The organism is Acinetobacter sp. ACNIH1 (assembly GCF_002934695.1).
Classification (GTDB): domain Bacteria; phylum Pseudomonadota; class Gammaproteobacteria; order Pseudomonadales; family Moraxellaceae; genus Acinetobacter; species Acinetobacter variabilis.
Map to the genome: position 1 here is coordinate 1 of NZ_CP026426.1, position 15,669 is coordinate 15,669.

Genomic DNA, 15,669 nt, shown 5'->3' on the forward strand with positions numbered 1-15,669 from the left:
CAGTCTGCCTTTTGGTAGATAGCGCAAAATGGCTCATTTCAGGCGGTTATTTTTATCCTGCTGATCATGATCATTTTCGCGGCGGCTGGCGCATATGGGGTTGAAAACAAGGCGCAACCGGAAGTCTTTAGCTCCATCCCTGCATCCTGGTTGCCTAGTGATTAAAGATAATGAACAACAACTTACAGCCGAGGATATCCAACATTTAGGACAACGCTTCTGGCGCAAATCTGCTCAGCAGCACGGCCATGGTCTGGGGCTGACATTAACCGCTAACCTGTTAAAACAATATGGTTATCTGCTCTCTTTTAATGCCCGACGGCCCTATGGGCTTCGCATTGAAATCAAGTGCGGCGTGTCTAAGCGTGACCTGCAAGCTTAGGAATATCCAGCCATACGGCTGTTGGAAAATACTGGGGCAGATACTCCTTTAAATATTGAATAGTATCCATCGCAATCGTTTGGTCCTGATGGTCATCAGTATGGTTAAATGCCACAGCATGAAGTGTGACTTTACGCTGTTTGAGTAGCTCCAGGCTCAGTAAAGTATGATTAATACTGCCCAGACGGCCTGAAGTTACCAGAATGACAGGATAATCGTGCGCTGCAATATAATCGATTGTCAGCATGTCCCGGGTCAGCGGCACCATTAATCCGCCTGCCCCTTCAAGCAAAACCCGGTCATAACGCTCGGCCAGTATAGTGGCTGCCTGCTGAATTTTTTCGAAATCGATTGAACGCCGATCCAGTTCAGATGCCAGATGCGGTGAGGCTGGATAGCTAAAAATTTCTGGCATGGTCAGCTTGTCATGATCTTCAGGCAGCAGTCCACACCCCATGATCATCCTGTGCTGCTCAATATCTTCTGAAACATCCACATTGCCAGTTTGAATCAGCTTTTGGGTAATGGTTCGAATCCCCTGTTCATTCCAGCTTCTGGCTAAAAAACCGGTGGCATAGGTCTTACCAATAGCGGTATCAATGCCGCTGACAAAATAGATTTTCAAACTCATAGAGCCTTCCGTGCAATCAGGTAAATGGGATGGTAAGTCAAAGGATAACCCTCTGTTTCCGGGATCTGGAATTGAGCATAATGGTGCTCGAACTGCGCAAGTGAGCTTTTGCTCCAACGAAAACCCTGAGCCGTTGCCTGCACACCGGTAGATTTCATGTGTTTTAACACATCTCTAGGCTGGGCAAAGTTGAGTTGGATCCGTTCTTCATTTGCCATCAGCAGTTCAAAGCCCTGTGCCTGCAAGATATTTGCTACAGTTTCCAGTGGTAAATAATCCAGACCCTGTCCTGTTAATGCTTTAATTTCTTTTAAATTGTCTTCTGCATAACTGGCAAAACAGAAGTATCCTGATGGGTTCAAGGCATTGGCCACTTTTCGGATTAAGGCTGGTAGCTCCTGAATCCACTGCAAGGCTGAACAGGACACCACCAAGTCTAAAGACTGCGGTAATGGCAACTGTTCGATATCGCCTATACCCCAGATGAATTGCTCAGTTTCAGGAAAATGCTGTTTCACTTCAGGATAAAGATCATTTAAAAACAACTGATCAACCTCATAATGCTGTAAAAAAGCATGGCTAAACAGACCTGAACCACAACCAATTTCTAGCGCACGTTGCATATGTGGTTGGGGAATATACTGTTGCATTAAATGAAGTAAATGTTGAGCGACATGGTGCTGTGCTACGGCATGCTGATCATAACTGTGCTGAGCCTGAGCAAATCGTTGTGCAACCAGTGTGTTGTTCATGGCTGATACTGCTCCAGTACACTAAAACAGTGCTGAATTTCCTGATTCTTTATTCCGTGATGCAAACATATCCGCAGTCGTGACGAGTTTTTGGGAACAGTGGGTGGACGTACAGGCAATACATAAAAACCATGATCTTGCAAATAGGCTGCTGAAGCTACGGTCTGATGCGTATCTCCAATAATGACCGGAATAATCTGGGAACTTGACGGACAGTCATAACCCAGATTTTTTACTGCCTGCTGACTGTATTGTGATAATGCAGTTAACGATTGACGTTCTGCCTGTAAGCCCTGTTGATGCTGAAAGATAAAATTTGTCCAAGCCATACAGATGGGAGGTTGGGCCGTACTGAAAATGAGCGGGCGCATTGAATTAATCAAATATTCCTGGATTATCGGTTCGCAGACCAAATAGCCACCAACCGAAGCAAGCGCTTTACCAAAGGTACCTACCAGGAAGTCGATATCCCCTATCACATTGTATTGCTCGGCACAGCCCAGTCCACGTAAACCGCGTACGCCTACCGCATGCGCTTCATCAACATACAGCATGACTTTAGGATGCTGTTTTTTTAGCGCCACCAAAGCAGTTAAATCGGTTTCATCCCCATCCATACTAAAAATGGATTCTGTGACGACAATGATACGTTCAATCGACTCATCTGAATGATATTTCAATAAAAGTTGTGCCAAGTGATCTAAATCATTATGCCGATATCGCACATAATTCGCTTTAGATAAACGGATACCATCAATCATACTGGCATGAACCAGTTTATCAGCAATGATTTGGGTTTTACTGTCTGCAAGCGCAGGTAAAATCCCGGGTGGTGTTTCAAAAAGTATGCTGAAACAAAGCAGGTTGAATTTTGATAAAATAGAGAAATGCGAATAACTCTAGAAATCAAATGTCCAACCTGCCTCAGTGACAGTATAAAGAAAAATGGCATCAAAGTAGATGGGAAACAAAACTATCAGTGCAAAGACTGTAAACGTCAGTTTATTGGTGACCATGCTCTGAGCTATCTAGGATGTAATTCAGGCATTACTCGAAAAATATTACAGTTGATGGTCAGAGGTAGTGGTATACGAGATATCGCTGAAGTTGAGCGAATCAGTATCGGTAAAGTTTTACGTACTTTAACCGAATCGACCTACCAAATTCAGCCTAAACAAAGTCATTATGAGTCTCTTGAAGTTGATGAGTTTTGGACTTTCGTGGGAAATAAAAATAATAAACAATGGCTTATTTACGCCTACCATCGAGAAACAGGTGAGATTGTTGCTTATGTTTGGGGTAAAAGAGACTTAGCTACAGTTCAACGATTGAAGACAAAGCTTAAACAATTAGGTATTCACTACACCCGAATTGCAAGTGATCATTGGGACAGTTTCATCACTGCTTTTAAAAACTGCAAGCAAAGTATTGGTAAATTTTTTACTGTAGGTATTGAAGGTAATAATTGCAAAATAAGGCATCGAATTAGGCGCGGTTTTAGAAGGAGTTGTAATTTTTCAAAAAAGATTGAAAACCATTTTAAAGCTTTCGACTTAACCTTTTTTTACATCAATAATGGCTTCATTTAATGTCAGCATACTTTTTGAAACACCACCAAATCCCGATATTCATATGATAGCCGCTATTAAACAGCAGTACCACACGGCCAAAGGCTTGCGACATGTTATGTTCAAGCTGTTCATAAGCGGGAAAATTTCCAGTCAGCAATCGGGAGGAGCTGGCACTCATCTGCCGTTCAGAAACAGGAGTCATATCAAAAAATGCTTCCCGTAAATCCATTTGGCTGGCAAGACCCAGATAATCATTCGATGCCAGATTCAACATGTTTTTGCCGTTGAGTTCAAAATGGGCAGCACTGGTAATGTTGGATTTAAACTCGCGGTATTGCCCTTGTTGCTTTAATACATCAAGTTGCTGTGCAAAATGTTCGAGGTGATTCATGCTGCAAGCTCCAGGTGCTGAATCATAGCGATCATATGTTCCAGCAATGTCTGCAATTCGGCTGTAGAAATAATAAAAGGTGGCATGACATACACCAGTCTGCCAAATGGACGAATCCATACACCACGACGAACACATTCTGCCTGGAATTCAGCCAGATTCACTGCCTGATGCAGCTCAACCACTCCAATTGCCCCAAGCACCCGCACATCTTTGACTACAGGATGCCCATCTAAAACATACAAAGTACTTAATTGCTGTTCAATATGCTGAATATTGGCTTGCCAGTCCTGTGCCAGTAAAAGCTGGATACTTTTTACTGCAACTGCACACGCCAACGGATTGGCCATAAAGGTCGGGCCGTGCATAAAAACACCCGCTTCCCCCCGAGAAATGGTCTCTGCAACCTGCCTAGTGGTGAGCGTAGCAGACAATGTCATATAGCCACCGGTCAGGGCTTTACCTAAACAAAGTATGTCAGGGATGATATCGGCATGCTCATAGGCAAATAGCTTACCAGTGCGTCCAAAACCTGTCGCAATCTCATCCAGAATCAGGAGTATATCGTATTGCTTACACAAAGCTTTGGCTTGGCGTAAGTATTCAGGATGATAAAAACGCATCCCTCCCGCACCCTGAACAATCGGCTCAATAATCATGGCTGCAATCTGCTCATGCTTTTCTGCCAGTAACTGTTTCAGTGGCTGGATATCCTGCTCCTGCCATTCGCCATTGAAGCGACTTTCAGGTGCAGGAACAAAATATCGATTAGGCAGGCTTGAACCGAAGATTTGATGCATACCCGTGACGGGATCGCAAACTGACATCGCGTTCCATGTATCACCATGGTAGCCCGAACGTGTCGTGACAAAATTACTTTTTTCCGGTTGACCTTGGGCATGCCAATATTGCACCGCCATTTTCAAGGCAACTTCTACAGCAACAGAACCGGAATCAGCAAAAAAGACTTTATCAAGCTCAGATGCCGTAATCTCCAGCAGGATTTTCGCAAGTTCAATGGCAGGCTGATGGGTCAATCCGCCAAACATCACGTGTGACATCTTATTCAGCTGCTCAATGGCGGCCTGATTCAGCTCAGGATGACTGTAGCCATGAATCGTACACCACCAGGAGGACATCCCATCAATCAGCGCCCTGCCATCTTCCAGATAGATCTGGGCACCGCTGGCGCTAGCGACCGGATAACATGGCAAGGGGGTAGTCATTGAGGTATAAGGATGCCAAATATGCTCTTGATCAAAAGCGTCAAACACAAAATTCATCCTGAAAAATTGTGGAAATATCGATCTTAGCCTGCTCAGTTGAAAATGCAAATGACTGAACTCTCTATCTTGCTGAAGCAACTGATAAATCATCCAGAAAATCCAGAATAGGTGTTAGCACCAATTCTGTATCGAACAGGATTGCATCATGTGCGGCCTCGATTTCTTTGACTTTGATTAAACTTTGTTGATAAAAGACAGGTTCTATGGAAACTTGGCAAGGAACTAGTGAATCTTGATTTGAAAATATAAACAGTATCTTCGTTGAACAGGTTTTTAATATCTCTACCAAGTCTAATTGCTTTAAAAGATAAAGATGCTTTTCTTGATGATTTAAATCAATTAAAGACAGTTTGGATTGTAAATATTTTACCCGTTGCCGTGCATCCTTCGCTCCCATACAGACGAGATGACAAAAACGTTTCAATGTCGTTAACATGTCTAGTCGGGCGGCCTGGAGAAACTGTTCAAAATCAGTTTCAGGCATTGCTTGTTGCCAATCTTTATTGGCAACAAAACAAGGATTGGACATACAGGCAATGACAGGCTTTGCTACTCGTGTCTGCTGAAAGATTTCATTCGCCAAATATATGGCCAATTGTCCTCCTAAAGACCAGCCTATGAGCACATCATAATCTTGTGCGAGCTTTATCTTTTCCTGCAGGGTCACCGCATCAAAGGGGTCAAAAATATCAGAGATTGCTACTGTATGATCTGTCCTGAGTTTTTCAGAAAATTCTTTCAGGACGGTTGTCCCCAGTCCCCAGCCTGCAATCAATAATATATTCATCTGCTATTCCCTGTGAAAATACATTAGGCCTTCAAGCCATAAAATTTCTCGGCTAAAAATTATTGCTTTTCAAAAAAGCATGAAAATACTTTTAACCAAAAAAGAAAAAAGTGCCTGTCTTAACGCTAATAACCCAACGCCTAGATCTTTGTACGAATAAAGCGACCTAGGCCATGCCCTCTTTATTCACAATTCGGCAAGTTAGCCGATAGCTACAAGAAAAAACTGCTATCTCAGGCTGAAAAACGGGATAGTAAGAATATTCACATCATGACCAGAACATTTAAGCCATATTCATATATAAGACAATCACACATCATGTTGTATCTTACGACTTATGACATACGGTTATGTCTTTAATCTCAAGAATAAATCTCTATACTTGAATAAATAATAATGGCATATGAAATTAATCATAATGCTTTATATTAAAAATAATTTTTATTCTTTCTATACAAAAAATATTATTACTTTAAACTCTGAAAAACAAATATATATTTTTCATACATTATTCATGTAATTATTTCATTAACATCCTAAATTATTACTTTAAATAATTATTTTAATGGAAAAAAATTGGTTAGTAAGGACAAATCAAACTATTACTTTTTTGCCCATGGTCATAGTTATATTTATAGGACTAATTGGCTATGAATGGGTACGTACAGAACTGGTCGGAAGCTGGATTCTTTTAATTGGCTTTATTCTACTGGGACGCTTTTTAAATGTAGTTCAGTCCGTTGTACTGAGTATTGTCATTTTTATTACTCTTTTTATTTATATTTTATTTAATGTCCAGGCTGATAGCATGGATATCAATACTCGCTTCTTGCAGCTTTTTATTCTACCTTTAGCGCCACTTCTACTCAGTATTTACTATGAAATGATGTCGACCAACAGGCAAACCGACAATTTACTAGATACTTATCGTAAAAACCTGACCCATAAAACATTACCTATCAGTACTTATTTCTATACCCAAACTCAAGTTCAGGATATGTTAAATCTGAATCTGATTCCTCAATATGATGAAATTTATATAGAAATTACCAACCACAATTTATTAAGAGATATGTTGCAGGTGGATGAACTAAAACTGTTACAACAAAAAATTATCCATGTGCTGGAAAGTAAGTTCGAAGTTCCTCATTTTTCCTTTACTGATAGCCGGCTCTCGGTCTTGCGCGTAATTATGATTGCCGATCGAGAATCTACTATTTCCAAACAACTGATTGAAAAAATCAAACAGATTGAACTGATTAAAACAGAGATTACTCATTTACCCCATCATCAGGGCCGACCCTCCTTGGAGGAACGCCTATGAGTCATTTTTTGCATGTCTGCGGTCTGGTCGTTTCAGTCAATACACTGCCTGACCCGGTACTGAGTTCTTATTATCAACAATATTATCAATGTGAGCTTAAAACAGCCGATCCGGTTCAGCAGCAAGATTCCTCAGATATTAAGCAAATTCCAGCCTATTTCCCAGCTCCTAGGAAGTTATGGCCGGTATTTAGCTTGGATCAACTACAGTACGAAACTTATCAAACCATGAAAAATCAGGGTATTAAACCGGGTTTAATCATTCCTGAAAATTTCATGAAACCATCAATCTACTTTCAGATCAAACAGGAGGTTTCGGAAGGTGCTATCCCGATTCTTGATCTAAGCAGTATCGAACCAAAGCGTTTTCGCGGACTTGCGACCCTCGCCACCAGTGCAGGTCTACGTCCCATGGCTGCCTATATACAGGATGGCTGGAATCCGAATCTCAAAACTTTACCTGCGGGACTTTACATTGTTCAGGCCAATCCAGGACAACTGCCTTTACCCGCCCGTTTAATTCAATCTGGTCAGCAACAATTTTACACCGCCTACCCACAAACTGCTTTCAATGGTACCGGAATTATCCTGAATCCTCAGGGGCCACTTGCCGAAAATGAAATTGCTTATCCTGAATTGGGAATTTCCTGGACCTTTTTAAATACACGCTTTGACAGCCAACTGAACCGGGTGCATACCAATCCACTCGGCTATGTTTTGCTCTCAGCAGGAATCGTCATCTTGCCATTACACCTGGTGCTCTCGACCCATTACCCTAATTTATTAAGCTTCTGGGGTACCTCAACTTCCTGGGCATCCGTTGTTGTGATCGTTATCTTAATGCTCATCCTCCTGATCACCATGTTATGGCGGAGGTTCAAAAAATCATGAGCATGATCGATATTCTGTTTATTACCGGCTTTATCGGGATCTGGATTCCACAGGCCTTTTGGGCCTGGCTCAGCTTTTCTGCCTGGCGCTATTCGATTCGTGCCAGTCAGGAACTGACCAATTTACCAATACCTGAACGTTGGCCCATGCTGAGTGTGCTGGTGCCGGCATATAACGAAGCACTTGTGATTGAAGATACCTTACGCTCTCTAGCTGCACAGGATTATCCGGCTGAAAGTTATGAAGTACTACTAATTAATGATGCCTCCAAAGACAATACCCAGGAAATTGCCGATCGTATAGCAGCCGAATTTCCAGTCATTCGGGTCATCAATGTGCCTAAAGGTCAAGGTGGTAAAGGTAAATCCAGAACTTTGAATAACGGACTCAAACACGCCCGCGGAGAATTGATTGCGGTTTATGATGCGGACAGTACGCCAGAGCCGGATTGTGTACGGCTGATTGCCCAGACCTTGCTGGCAGATTCTAGTCTGGTCGCAGTGAATGGCAAAGTCCGTACCCGCAACTGGAAAGACAGCCCCCTTAGTACCTTTATCGCTATCGAGTTTATCTATTTTCAGTGGATTTTTCAGGGTGGACGCTGGCTGCGTTTCCGTCTTTCCACCCTAATGGGAACCAATTATGTGATCTGGCGAGATGCACTCGATATTCTAGGGGGATTTGACGAAAAATCCTTAGTCGATGATACCGAAATGAGTTACCGGATTTTTCTAGGACATAAACGGATTAAATGGGTGCCTTATGCCGTAGGCTGGCAACAGGATCCGGGCGACCTGAATATTTTTATCAAACAACGCTCGCGTTGGACTCAAGGTAACTTTTATGTAACCCGTAAATATTTAAGAACAGCGCTCCGGCATCCTTTTCCAATCGGAATGGAGATCGGCAATAATATTATGTGTTACATCATTTTTGTGCCAGCCCTGTTCTTAAGTCATATGACGCTGGTGGTTGGCCTACTCGGTATTGATGGCACCACGATTCCCGGCCCATTTACCTTACTCTTCATTTTGGCGTTTATTCTTTATCTGGTCCAGATCTGGTTCACCCTCAGTCTGGAAAAAGAAGTGCCTAAACGATTTTACTTCTATGCCTTTATTGCCTATTTCACCTATTCACAAATCTTTCTCCTGATTGTCTTTAAAGCTGCCTGGGACATGTTAAAAGGCAAAATCAAAGGTGAAGGAATTACCTGGTACAAGACAGAACGAAAGAAGGAAAAAAAATGATCATGCACATAAAAACAGCTCCTTTGAGATTAATGTCTTCACTTATCTTGGCATTGTCTAGTGCACCTCTCTATGCGGCCATCTGGAAGCTTGATGATGTAGTTGCGCGGCATGTAGAGCAAACTACGCCTTACTTTTTTTATGTTGGAAAAGGTGAAAGCTGGCAGGATGTCCAGTTCAGCAGTCAGTTCAATGTACAGGGTAGCAGTACGGTGATTGTCCGGTATGACAATCAGCTGATTCATCAACAAAATTTGAGTGGTAAAGGCACATTAAATTTTAGCCTCCCCCCTGCCGATAGCGGTTTTCATCGGCTGGATATCAGTATTTTACAAAAACCAGGACCTGGACAAAGTACTGCCAATATTTGTCTTGAATCAAGCAATTTACAGACTACCTTGACTCAACCAAATCTGAGTTATCAATCGCAGCGTAACAGCATGCAGCTGAATCAACTCCCGGATGTCCTGTTCAATAGTCAATTGAACCGACCAGAACCAGTACAGGCACTGCTAGGTTTTAATACGGCAAATTTCCTGGAAGCCACCATGATGAGTAGGCTGGCAACTGCCTGGAATTTTGCGACACCTGTGCAATGGCGGCTAAATACCACTCCTGAATCAGCACCTGATTTCATGATCAATATTCAGCGTTCGGCCGCAAAATTACCCGCAGCCAGGATGAGTCTAAATCAGGTCAACCAGATACCAAGTCTCACGATTGAATACTCTTCAGAATCCCAATTATTGATGGCCGTCAATGCCCTGCTCAATCAGCAATATCTGGCACAACTAAATACTGCAACAGCGAGTTTAAATGGCCCTGTCGCACGACCAAACTGGGCCAGTGTACGCCGTTTTGAAAGCTTGGCTGATCTGGGCATTTCCGATTTCAAACTAGACAATACTCCCAAAAATATTTCACTGGTCTTTCCTGCTGTTTGGGAGGCTACGGATATTTTAAAGGGTCAGCTTAATTTCCGTTCGCAAAGCGGACTCTTACAAGGCTCGACCTTACAGGTTTGGCTCAATGAAGTACTCGCAGGTAGTACCAGTCTGGCAAAACTGGATTCCAGCCCGGTTGAGCGGCAGTTTGAATTTGTAGGTGCAGATTATCCCTATACCAACAGCTTTAACATGACGGTGAGTAATAACCAGTTAAATAGCAATAATTGTCTACCTAATGCGGGTAATGCCTTATGGATTGATGCTAAAAAATCCAAGCTTAGTCTGCCTTACCAGATGAAACAGGGAGTCATCAGCCTGTCTACAGTTTTTGACAAGACTCCTGAAATTGCCATGAATACGCCTGTAGCCACCCCCATCGCGATCAGCCTGGCTCAAGTTGCCAAGAACATGCTGCTCAGTAATGATCCAATTGGTCTGAATATCACCCAGCTGAATCCAAGTACACCTAAAACCATTAATATCCTGCTGAATGCCCAGCGTTATCAATCCGAATTGCAAAAATACAGCCAGATTCTTTACTTACCTACTACGGCAAATGGTAGTTTGATCACCGTCAGAAACGGAAATTTCTGGATTTATAGCGACAACAACCTCGGGGTAGAAAATTTTACCCGCTTCTGGCCGCAAATCCAGCAGAAAATCCCGAACAATACTGCGGCCTTGTTTATTTCTGCCCAAGGGCAAATTACCGTACTTAGTCAAACCGCTATAGAAAAAGCAGAAACCCCGATAATTGAACAGATTTCCATGCGAACTATTGCTATTATTCTAGTGATTGTTGCTGCACTTATTATAGGGCTGCTGTTCTGGCGCAGAACCCGTAAGGCACAAAAAACCAAAGAAGAATAATGATGAAAAAATACCTGATTTTAGGCTTACTGGTGTTACTGGCACTTCCTGCCTTGGCTTTTACTGGCTCTGCGTTTTTTATGGCACGTGCAGATGCTAAAGCGGTAACAGCGCCTAAAATTGAGGGTATTTTCTGGCAGGTTGACCAGATGAGTCACGCCTCCGGTAACTGGCACTTATTAGGCATCGATACCTTAGTCACTCAATGGAGTATTGTAGACGGACGCTCCTTTTTTAAAGAAATCCCCGGAGCCCAATGGCAACATCAGCCGGACTGGAATACGATTGCCGAACAACCCTGGTCCAAGCAGGTTATCTTAGGTCTGGCAGGCATTTTTCAGGAACCTGTGGCACGTGAAAATATTGACCAACTCTTTTTACAATCCCAACAGATTATTGAAACGTCTCTTCCAGTTCAGCCTGCTGCTTATTATTTTCCTGTAGAAGCTGATCCAAGCTGGCATGGAGTTGCCAATCTGGCACGTTATGTTGCCGAATTCCAGCGACCAGTCTGGATCAGCATTTATAGTGCAGACCGCAAATCACGGTTTTTACATTATTGGCTTGAAAGCTGGTTACCTGATAATGCTCAAGTCTTTTTTCAGGATGGCGTCGGTGTGGGCACGCGCAGCCCCGAAGAAGCGGCGGTGATTTATCAAAATCTTAAACATCAGGTTGGGGACAAAAGAGTTGTGATTATTCTCGAAGCTTTCCGGCCTAAACCGGGAGGCGGCTTCCGTGCAGCTTATCCTTGGGAAATTGCAAAACAGTTAAAAGCTTATGCTGGAGAGCGTGTCTATATTTTTGACGGTCCACATTATTTAAATAAAGCCAGTGTGCTCTGGCTTTATTTGTGGATGAAAATCAATTACTAAGCTCTGACTATTAAATCTTGCAGCATCTGTTCCAAAATACGTTCCGAAGCATGACCATCACCAAATGGATTTTCGACTTCTGCATGTTGTCGATAATAGGCTGAATCATCCATGAGACGAGAAAACTCTTGTACGATTTTGGCCTGATTAGTACCGACTAGTATTCCACAACCTGCTTCAACCACTTCCGGACGTTCAGTTACATCCCGCAGTATGAGCACCGGTTTTTGATAGGTGGGGCTTTCTTCCTGAATACCGCCTGAATCGGTCATAATAAAATAGGCTGCACCTAAAACAGCCAGTAAGTCCGGATAATCCAGAGGTTTTAACAAATGTACCTGCGGATGATCCAGAAACTCGCGATAGGCAATTTCATATACCTGCGGATTGAGATGCACAGGCCAGGCAAAATGCAGCTCTGGATAACGGCGACATAGTGCATGGATGGCGGCACAGATATTTTGAATACCTTCACCAAAATTTTCCCGTCGATGTGCGGTCAGCAAGACCAGTTTATCTTGTTCACTTAATTTCAGCCCCATTCGCTCTAACCTTTGCTGAGACTGCTGAGAAGAAGATTGCATTAAATCACGGGCATGATAAATAGCATCAACCACGGTATTACCGGTAATAAAAATCTGCGGGTCTGGAATATTTTCCTGACGCAAGTTTTCTGCAGAACGTCGGGTCGGTGCGAAATGCCAGTGAGCCAAGCGGGAAACCAGTTGCCGGTTTCCTTCTTCCGGAAATGGATGCATCAGATCAAAAGAGCGTAATCCGGCTTCAACATGCGCCAGATGAATATTCAGGTTAAAGGCCACCAGAGCACCTGCAAGTACAGTGGTGGTATCCCCTTGCACTACAATTACATCACATTTCGGCATGTCACGATATACTTGATCCAGTTCGGTCAATGCCTTGCTTAATAGAATATTTAGACTTTTGCCGGGTTGCATGATTTGCAGATGATGATCAATCTTGATTTGGAAAAACTCGATCGCATCCTGTACCAATTCCAGATGCTGACCGGTAAATACCACATTGACTCTAAATCGTGAATCTTGCTGGGCTTTTAAGATGACTGGTGCTAATTTAATCAGCTCAGGGCGGGTACCAAAAATAAAAGAAAGATCAATCGGCATGGTTAAAAGCTCCAGTAATAAGTCAGTTCCACTCGGGTATTATCAAAAGTTCTTTTTCCAGACTCAGGTGCCCCATTTACATATTTGCCATACATCTGTTCAATACGTAGCTTGACCGGGAAGTCTGCAGGTTGCCAGGCTATACCCGGCCCCAACTCTGCCAGGTTATTATAAAATTCGTTATTGGAATCATTAATCGTATGTAACTTCAGATAAGTCTGGATATTGCCTAGTTGATCCCGGTTAAAGTTCCAACCGGTACGCAGGCGCAGGTCGCCAATTACATTATAATCCTCACGTGAATAGCTCGCTGCATTGCCATACAGTTCGGCAAAATACTGAGTTTTCTGGGTAACCGGACTATGACTAGTTTCGGAATCATGCCAATACCATTCCCGATAACCGGTCAAACCAAAATTAATACTTTCTCTGAATTTGTCTCGGTTTAAATCGATTAGATCATAACTTCCGCCGAGTTCCAGATATAGATAGAGCGGCCATTCCCAAGGACGGTAATTTGTTCCAACACCGACAATGGCTGCATTCTGGTCAATAATCTCAGGTCGTGCACCGCCGGTAGATTGGGTATCCCTGTTAATGCTGGCAAAGCCATAAATCTGGCCACGGTTTTCTTCTCCCCAATAACGTCCATAACGGAGCTTCAAGGGTAAGATGGCCGTGTCATAACGTCCTTCAAAAGAAGGAGAAAAATAGATATCGGCAAAGGTATTTTTAGTCTGACCACTTGTTGTTCCATTTAAATTAAGTACGGCCTGTTGGGCTTTTGCTGCAGTCTCAGGATTTGAGGAACTTTGCAGTTTTTTAAATATTTCTAAAGCTTCGGGATTACGCTGAGCAGCATTCAACAGATAGGCTTTTTGCAACAACAATTGTTCATCATCTGGCGTTAATTCAAGAGTTCGATCAATATAAATTAAAGCTTCGGGATTATTATTTTTGCGCATTTCCAGATATGTCCAAGTTTTCCAGACCTTTGGATCTCGCGGTGATTTCTGGCTAATCTGCTGTAAAAGTTGTGTTGCCTGTTCGAGATCCTTTTGCTCAACTTGGTAATATTGTTCCCATAATATATAAGTTTCAGGAAAGGTTTCTGCTTGAATGGAAATACTCAAGAGAAATAGGCAAATACTTGAAATAGTAGGTAATCTTTTCATTTTAATGCATGAATTAGAATATTATAGTTCACACTATAACAGCAATTTATTTTAAGCTTGGAGCGGATGAAATTAAGTTACCAAACTCTCTATTATTTTTATAAAAAAATACAATATGTATAAGAGCTAGAGAGATTTGCTGTAACTATTAGACCTCTTTCATAAATCATTTTTTGCTCAGTTCCAAGTTGTAGATTCCAGCGATTAAATTGAATCTCAAACCAAGCCTTTTACCTCTATTTCGATAACGCTCAGCAAGGATTTTGAAGGTTTTCAGGCTGCCAAATACATGCTCAATTCCGATTCTTCTTTTATTGATTTCCTGATTATAGATTTTCAATTCAGGATCCAATTGGCTTTGTTGCATAAACCTAGCCTAGAAAGATTATTCAGTCCTATAATTTCAATATGAATAAACCTGCTCCTAAAATCTATCGTACAACTAACTGGTCTTCCTACAATCGTGCCCTCATTAACCGAGGTAATATTTCCATTTGGTTTGATCCAAACACTCAGTAGTATGCACAACCACAAGGCAAGCAAGGTCGAAATCAAACTTACTCCGATACCGCTATTCAATGCTGTTTAATGATCAAATCTCTATTCAGACTCTCTTTACGCATGGTCACAGGTTTTGTTCAAAGTTTGATTAAACTGTGTGGATGAGCTGCTCCGAATATCAGCGATATTCGTACAGCACGCTTTGTCGAAGACAAAAACATATTGATATTGCGATTAGCTATCAAAAAAGTAGCGATGGGCTACATCTACTCGTAGACTCAACTGGTTTGAAGTTTTTAGGTGAAGGTGAATGGAAACGTAAGAAACATGGACCTGAATATCGTCGCCAATGGCGTAAGCTTCATATTGGTATTGATGCCGACACCTTGCAAATACGTGCAGTACAGCTCACTACAAATAATGTGAGCGATTCACAAGTACTCGATGATTTACTTGCTCAAATTCCTTTAGACGAACGAATTGATTCGGTCTATACCGACGGTGCTTATGATACGAAGTACTGCAGACAAGTCATTTTAGATCGAGATGCACATGCGGTCATTCCACCAAGAAAAAATGCAAAACCATGGAAAGATCAGAAATTGAGATCTTTAGAGCGGAATGAATTATTAAAAACAGTGAAACGTTTAGGAAGAATGCTTTGGAAAAAATGGTCTGGTTATCATCGTCGAAGTTTGGTCGAAACCAAGATGCATTGCATCAAATGATTAGGCGATAAATTAATAGCAAGGAGTTTTCCTAGTCAGGTCAATGAGATTCATGCACGCATAGCAGTATTAAACAGATTTACAGAATTAGGTCGTCCTCATACCCAAGTTGTCACTTGAGTTCTGTTCAGATAAGCAGGTGCTGTCTTTTAAATCTTTGTGCAACA

The 15,669-nt window shown here is 42.2% G+C and carries 13 protein-coding genes and 5 pseudogenes; 9 read left to right on the forward strand and 9 right to left on the reverse strand.

Translation table 11 applies throughout. From position 1 onward, the window contains the following. Positions 1–24 precede the first annotated feature (24 nt). Together C3F22_RS16740 and C3F22_RS16745 are read left to right on the forward strand one after the other, a co-directional pair. A pseudogene (locus C3F22_RS16740) lies at positions 25–147 on the forward strand (ion transporter); the annotation flags it as partial. Then, positions 137–382: pseudogene (locus C3F22_RS16745) on the forward strand (ATP-binding protein); the annotation flags it as partial. The pseudogenes C3F22_RS16740 and C3F22_RS16745, both read left to right, overlap by 11 nt. On the opposite strand, the gene bioD reads toward C3F22_RS16745, so the two are convergent. The 3 genes and pseudogenes from bioD to C3F22_RS16760 form a co-directional block, all read right to left on the reverse strand. Continuing rightward, a complete protein-coding gene (gene bioD / locus C3F22_RS16750; protein ID WP_004780106.1) occupies positions 360–1,013 on the reverse strand; it encodes a dethiobiotin synthase in 654 nt (217 codons plus the stop codon). The pseudogene C3F22_RS16745 and the gene bioD sit on opposite strands and share 23 nt — an antisense overlap. Further along, positions 1,010–1,765, reverse strand: coding sequence for a malonyl-ACP O-methyltransferase BioC (gene bioC, locus C3F22_RS16755; RefSeq protein ID WP_004812119.1), 756 nt, complete (start codon positions 1,763–1,765; stop codon positions 1,010–1,012). The genes bioD and bioC overlap by 4 nt, the downstream gene beginning before the upstream one ends. Further along, positions 1,762–2,625: pseudogene (locus C3F22_RS16760) on the reverse strand (8-amino-7-oxononanoate synthase); the annotation flags it as partial. The pseudogene C3F22_RS16760 and the gene bioC, both read right to left, overlap by 4 nt. 27 nt (positions 2,626–2,652) lie before the next feature. Between C3F22_RS16760 and C3F22_RS16770 the strand changes: the two are divergent. Next, a complete protein-coding gene (locus C3F22_RS16770) occupies positions 2,653–3,354 on the forward strand; it encodes an IS1-like element ISPa14 family transposase (protein ID WP_001223318.1) in 702 nt (233 codons plus the stop codon). A 28-nt stretch (positions 3,355–3,382) separates the two neighbouring features. Here the strand turns inward: C3F22_RS16770 and C3F22_RS16775 are convergent. The 3 genes and pseudogenes from C3F22_RS16775 to C3F22_RS16785 form a co-directional block, all read right to left on the reverse strand. Then, a pseudogene (locus C3F22_RS16775) lies at positions 3,383–3,727 on the reverse strand (8-amino-7-oxononanoate synthase); the annotation flags it as partial. Continuing rightward, positions 3,724–5,001: an adenosylmethionine--8-amino-7-oxononanoate transaminase gene (gene bioA / locus C3F22_RS16780; protein ID WP_104427081.1), complete on the reverse strand. Its 1,278-nt coding sequence runs from the start codon at positions 4,999–5,001 to the stop codon at positions 3,724–3,726. The pseudogene C3F22_RS16775 and the gene bioA, both read right to left, overlap by 4 nt. Positions 5,002–5,074: 73 nt before the next feature. Continuing rightward, the gene (locus C3F22_RS16785; RefSeq protein WP_004812113.1) at positions 5,075–5,800 is read right to left on the reverse strand and encodes a hypothetical protein; all 726 of its coding nucleotides are present in this window, start codon (positions 5,798–5,800) and stop codon (positions 5,075–5,077) included. Between the two features lie 565 nt (positions 5,801–6,365). Here C3F22_RS16785 and C3F22_RS16790 point away from each other — a divergent pair. The 5 genes from C3F22_RS16790 to C3F22_RS16810 are packed head-to-tail and all read left to right on the forward strand — an operon-like array spanning position 6,366 to position 11,956. Then, positions 6,366–7,124 carry a hypothetical protein gene (locus C3F22_RS16790; protein WP_004812110.1) on the forward strand — a complete coding sequence of 253 codons (759 nt, stop codon included), beginning with the start codon at positions 6,366–6,368 and terminating at the stop codon, positions 7,122–7,124. After that, positions 7,121–8,014 carry a hypothetical protein gene (locus C3F22_RS16795; protein ID WP_004812108.1) on the forward strand — a complete coding sequence of 298 codons (894 nt, stop codon included), beginning with the start codon at positions 7,121–7,123 and terminating at the stop codon, positions 8,012–8,014. The genes C3F22_RS16790 and C3F22_RS16795 overlap by 4 nt, the downstream gene beginning before the upstream one ends. Further along, positions 8,011–9,264: a glycosyltransferase family 2 protein gene (locus tag C3F22_RS16800; RefSeq protein ID WP_004812106.1), complete on the forward strand. Its 1,254-nt coding sequence runs from the start codon at positions 8,011–8,013 to the stop codon at positions 9,262–9,264. Before C3F22_RS16795 ends, C3F22_RS16800 begins: the two co-directional genes overlap by 4 nt. Beyond that, the gene (locus C3F22_RS16805) at positions 9,261–11,081 is read left to right on the forward strand and encodes a hypothetical protein (RefSeq protein WP_004812104.1); all 1,821 of its coding nucleotides are present in this window, start codon (positions 9,261–9,263) and stop codon (positions 11,079–11,081) included. The genes C3F22_RS16800 and C3F22_RS16805 overlap by 4 nt, the downstream gene beginning before the upstream one ends. Continuing rightward, entirely contained in the window at positions 11,081–11,956 is an 876-nt protein-coding gene (locus C3F22_RS16810; protein ID WP_004812102.1) for a hypothetical protein, read from the forward strand. Before C3F22_RS16805 ends, C3F22_RS16810 begins: the two co-directional genes overlap by 1 nt. On the opposite strand, the gene wecB is transcribed toward C3F22_RS16810, so the two are convergent. The 3 genes from wecB to C3F22_RS16825 all read right to left on the reverse strand — a co-directional run bounded on the left by wecB (position 11,953) and on the right by C3F22_RS16825 (position 14,625). Next, a complete protein-coding gene (gene wecB / locus C3F22_RS16815; protein WP_104427058.1) occupies positions 11,953–13,098 on the reverse strand; it encodes a non-hydrolyzing UDP-N-acetylglucosamine 2-epimerase in 1,146 nt (381 codons plus the stop codon). The two genes, C3F22_RS16810 and wecB, sit on opposite strands and share 4 nt — an antisense overlap. 2 nt (positions 13,099–13,100) lie before the next feature. Then, complete coding sequence (locus C3F22_RS16820; protein WP_104427059.1) at positions 13,101–14,273, reverse strand: tetratricopeptide repeat protein; 1,173 nt, start codon at positions 14,271–14,273, stop codon at positions 13,101–13,103. Between the two features lie 166 nt (positions 14,274–14,439). Next, a complete protein-coding gene (locus tag C3F22_RS16825; protein WP_286739450.1) occupies positions 14,440–14,625 on the reverse strand; it encodes a transposase in 186 nt (61 codons plus the stop codon). Positions 14,626–14,681: 56 nt separating this feature from the next. Here C3F22_RS16825 and C3F22_RS16830 point away from each other — a divergent pair. Then, a pseudogene (locus C3F22_RS16830) lies at positions 14,682–15,622 on the forward strand (IS5 family transposase). The last annotated feature ends 47 nt before the right edge of the window (positions 15,623–15,669 follow it).